This window comes from Limnohabitans sp., assembly GCF_044361645.1.
Taxonomy (GTDB): Bacteria; Pseudomonadota; Gammaproteobacteria; order Burkholderiales; family Burkholderiaceae_C; genus Limnohabitans_A.
This window is the reverse complement of record NZ_JBIKIL010000200.1, coordinates 1-3,717: the sequence shown is the minus strand read 5'-3', so window position 1 is coordinate 3,717 and position 3,717 is coordinate 1. Positions and strand designations below refer to the sequence as shown.

Genomic DNA, 3,717 nt, shown 5'->3' with positions numbered 1-3,717 from the left:
TAGGACAGCGACATGCTGAGCATCAGAAAACCATAGGCCGTTTTGCTGTAACCCATGAATTGAATGAAGACAAACGACGAGCTGGCCAGAAAAGTGAACAGCCCCAGGTAAGACGCAGAAGACAAAGCGCACCAGGTGAGGAAAACGGGGTGGCGCAGGATGGCGAGGTTGGCGCGAATCAGGGGGCCGGCGCGCAAGGCGTGCGCATCGGGTTGGGCCAGGGTTTCTTCGAAGCGCCAGGCCAGCAAGGCGAGGGTGCCGGCGCCGAACACCGCGACGGCGATCAGGGCCACGCGCCAGCCCAGCCAATCGGTGAGCAGGCCGCCCAGCGGCGCGCATGCGCAAGCGATGATGCCCAGGCCGGTGAGGGCTTGCGACATGACGGTGGCACCTTGGGCTGGTGCAAACAGGTCGCGCACGACCGCTCGCGCGGCCATGACCCCCGCGCCCATGGCTATGCCTTGCAGCGTGCGGCCTGCGATCAGCCATGCCATGCTGGGGGCAAATGCACACGCCACCGATGCGAGGGTGAAAGCAGCCATGCCCCACAGCAAGATGGGTCTGCGTCCAAAGCGGTCCGACATGGGACCCCAGACGAGCTGGGACAGACCAAATGCTAGGAGCAGCGCCGTGAGCGTGAGTTGGGCCTGGCCCATGCTGGCACCAAAGCCTTCAGTGATGACGGGCAGGGCCGGCAAATACAGGTCACTGGTGACAGGTTGCAGGCCAAGCAGCAGGGCAAGGAGCAGGACGACGAGCTTTTGACCCATCACCGGCCTCGCAAAAACAGCGCATCCAGATCGCGCATCGTCATCTGCCGCCAAGTGGGGCGGCCGTGGTTGCACTGGTCAGAGCGTTCGGTGTCTTCCATTTGACGCAGCAAGCCGTTCATTTCGTCGAGCGTCAGGCGGCGGTTGGCACGCACGGCACCGTGGCAGGCCATGGTGGCCAAGATCTCGTTTTGGGCGCGTTGCACCACGGTGCTGGCGTCGTGCTGGGCCAACTCGGCCAACACGCTACGGGCCAGCTCCACCGCGTCGCCTTGCGCCAAGCTGGTGGGCACGGCGCGCACGGCCAGGGTCTTGGCCGACAGGGGCGAAATTTCGAGCCCCAGTTGTTCCAGCGCCTCGGCGCAAGCTTCGGCGGTGGCCACTTCGTTGGGGGTGGCGGCAAAGGTGGCCGGGATCAGCAGCGGTTGGCTGGCGATGCGTGAGGCTTCCGTGGTGTTGAGTTGGTTTTTCAGGCGTTCGTACACGATGCGCTCGTGCGCGGCATGCATGTCCACCACCACCAGGCCTTGCTTGTTTTCGGCCAGGATGTAAACGCCGTGCAGCTGCGCCACAGCGCGGCCCAGCGGCCAGTCGCCATCGGGCAGGGGGGCTGGGGCGGCCAAGGGGCTTGTGGGGCGGGGCATTGCACCTGCTGGGCCCAGCGCTGTTTCTGCACGGGCTGCCTGAAGCCAATCGGGCGCGGCGCGTTCTTGAGCGCTCAGGTCTTCGTTGCGCTCTTGAACGCTCGGGTCCTCTCTGCGCTCAGGTGGGTTCCACAGCGCTTTCAGGTCGGCCATGGCTTGTTCGCCATCCACGCGGGGGCGCACAAAATCGGCCGGTTTGTAGCTGGGGGCAGAAAAAGTCGAAGGGCCAGGGCGCTCGAAAGCCATGCCGCCTTGTTGCCAGGCGGCTGATTCGGGCAGGGCTTTGGGGGCAGGGGCTTTCAGGTCGAAGTCGCTGGCAGGCAGTGCAGGCGCATCGCTCAGGTTTTGGGAGCGCGGCGCGGCCAGCGCGTTTTCCAGCGCGTGGCGTACGGCCTGGTGCACGGCCCGGCTGTCGCGAAAGCGCACTTCGATCTTGGTGGGGTGCACGTTCACGTCCACCAGCGTCGGGTCGATTAGCATGAACAGCGCATAGGCCGGTTGCTTGTGGCCGTGCAGCACGTCTTCGTAGGCGCTGCGCGCACCGTGCATGACCACTTTGTCGCGCACAAAGCGGCCATTCACATAAGCAAATTGGTGGTCTGGGCGCGAGCGTGCCGCATCGGGCAAACCGGCTCGGCCCATCACTCTGAGGGGGCCGGCATGGTAGTCGATGGCGATGGACTGCGCCACGAACTCTTCACCCAGCACATCGGCCAGGCGCTGCGCCCGGCCAGCTGATCCGGGGTGCACACGCCACTGCTCCACCAGCTTACCCTCGTGCCAGATGGCAAAGCCCACATCGGGGCGTGCCAGCGCGTGGCGGCGCACGGCTTCGATGCAATGCGCCAGCTCGGTGCTGTCACTTTTTAAAAACTTGCGGCGGGCGGGGGTCGAGAAGAACAGTTCTTTGACCTCCACCGTGGTGCCCACGGCGCGGGCGGCGGGGCGGATCTCGCCGGTTTGGCCGTCCAGCGCAAAGGCGGTGGGTTGACCGTCCATGCGCGAGAGCAAGGTGAGCTCAGACACCGAATTGATGGCCGCCAGCGCCTCGCCCCGAAAGCCCATGGTCATGACCGATTCGAGGTCGTCCAGGTTGCCGATTTTGCTGGTGGCGTGGCGTTTCAGGGCGGTGGCCAGTTCGTCCGGCGCGATGCCGCCGCCGTCGTCTTCGACTGAAATCAGCCGCGTGCCGCCACCCATCAAGCGCAGCGTGATGCTTTGCGCCCCGGCGTCCATGGCGTTGTCCACCAACTCGCGCACCACCGAGGCGGGGCGCTCGACCACCTCGCCTGCAGCGATCTGGCTGATCAGTTCATCGGGGAGTTCGCGGATGGGGCGGCGCGCGGAAGCCGGGGTTTGTTCAAAGGTCACTGCCTGATTTTAGGGCTTGGACGGGGATAATCGGCGCATGGACATTCTTTTGCAACTCGTTGATTTCATCCTCCACGTCGACCGTTATTTGGAGGCCTTTGTCGCTCAATATGGGGCCTGGGTCTATGCCCTGTTGTTCCTCATCATCTTTGTGGAAACCGGTGTGGTGGTCATGCCGTTTTTGCCGGGCGACTCGCTGCTCTTCATCGTGGGGGCCATGTGTGGCGCAGGTTTGATGAACCTGCCTTTGGTTATGGGCCTGCTGCTGGCGGCGGCCATTTTGGGTGACCAGACCAATTACACGATTGGGCGCTACTTCGGGCCCCGTGTGTTTCAGTGGGAGAACTCGCGATTTTTCAGCCGCCGGGGCTTTGACCAGGCCCACGCTTTTTACGAAAAATACGGCGGCATCACCATCATCTTGGCCCGCTTCATGCCGTTTGTGCGCACCTTTGTGCCCTTTGTGGCGGGCGTGGCCGAGATGACGCGCAGCAAATTCACCATGTTCAATGTGATTGGCGCGGTGATTTGGGTGGTGGGCTTGCTGTCGGTGGGTTATCTGTTTGGCAACCTGCCGATCGTGCAGCAGCACCTGAGCAAGATCATCTGGGCCTTGATCATCGTGCCGGGTCTGATCGCCCTGTTCGGGGCCTGGAAGGCCCGTCAAGCGGCTTGAGGTCAGCCCCGGTCACTCGCCAAAATTCAGCGGCAAGCCCACATAGTTCTCGGCCATGGTGCGCGAGCCTGCTTCGCTGTGGACCAGGTAGTCCAGTTCGGCGTCCTGAAACTTCTGGCCGATGTCGCCGTTTTCGGGGAAGTGGTGCATCAGGCTGGTGAACCACCAACTGAAACGCTCGGCACGCCAGATGCGGCGCAGGCAGCGCTCTGAATAGCTGTCGATGCCCGCCTCCGAGTTCTCTTGGTAGTACTCA

General features: G+C 63.5%; 3 protein-coding genes and 1 pseudogene. 1 reads left to right on the top strand and 3 read right to left on the bottom strand.

The window, feature by feature from the left end:
* Together ACIQ39_RS18920 and mutL are read right to left on the bottom strand one after the other, a co-directional pair.
* Positions 1 to 770, bottom strand: a 770-nt coding sequence (locus tag ACIQ39_RS18920) for an MFS transporter (RefSeq protein ID WP_396436131.1), incomplete at its 3' end; no start/stop codon positions are given.
* Positions 770 to 2,785, bottom strand: coding sequence for a DNA mismatch repair endonuclease MutL (gene mutL / locus ACIQ39_RS18915; RefSeq protein WP_396436130.1), 2,016 nt, complete (start codon positions 2,783 to 2,785; stop codon positions 770 to 772). The genes ACIQ39_RS18920 and mutL, both read right to left, overlap by 1 nt.
* A gap of 37 nt (positions 2,786 to 2,822) precedes the next feature.
* Between mutL and ACIQ39_RS18910 the strand changes: the two genes are divergently transcribed.
* Complete coding sequence (locus ACIQ39_RS18910) at positions 2,823 to 3,461, top strand: DedA family protein (RefSeq protein ID WP_396436129.1); 639 nt, start codon at positions 2,823 to 2,825, stop codon at positions 3,459 to 3,461.
* Between the two features lie 12 nt (positions 3,462 to 3,473).
* Here ACIQ39_RS18910 and ACIQ39_RS18905 read toward each other — a convergent pair.
* Positions 3,474 to 3,717: pseudogene (locus ACIQ39_RS18905) on the bottom strand (4-hydroxybenzoate 3-monooxygenase); the annotation flags it as partial.

What these genes read in the sequence shown, in the direction of transcription:
- ACIQ39_RS18910 (WP_396436129.1), top strand. Translation starts at nt 2,823, where the DNA reads ATGGACATTCTTTTGCAACTCGTTGATTTCATCCTCCACGTCGACCGT.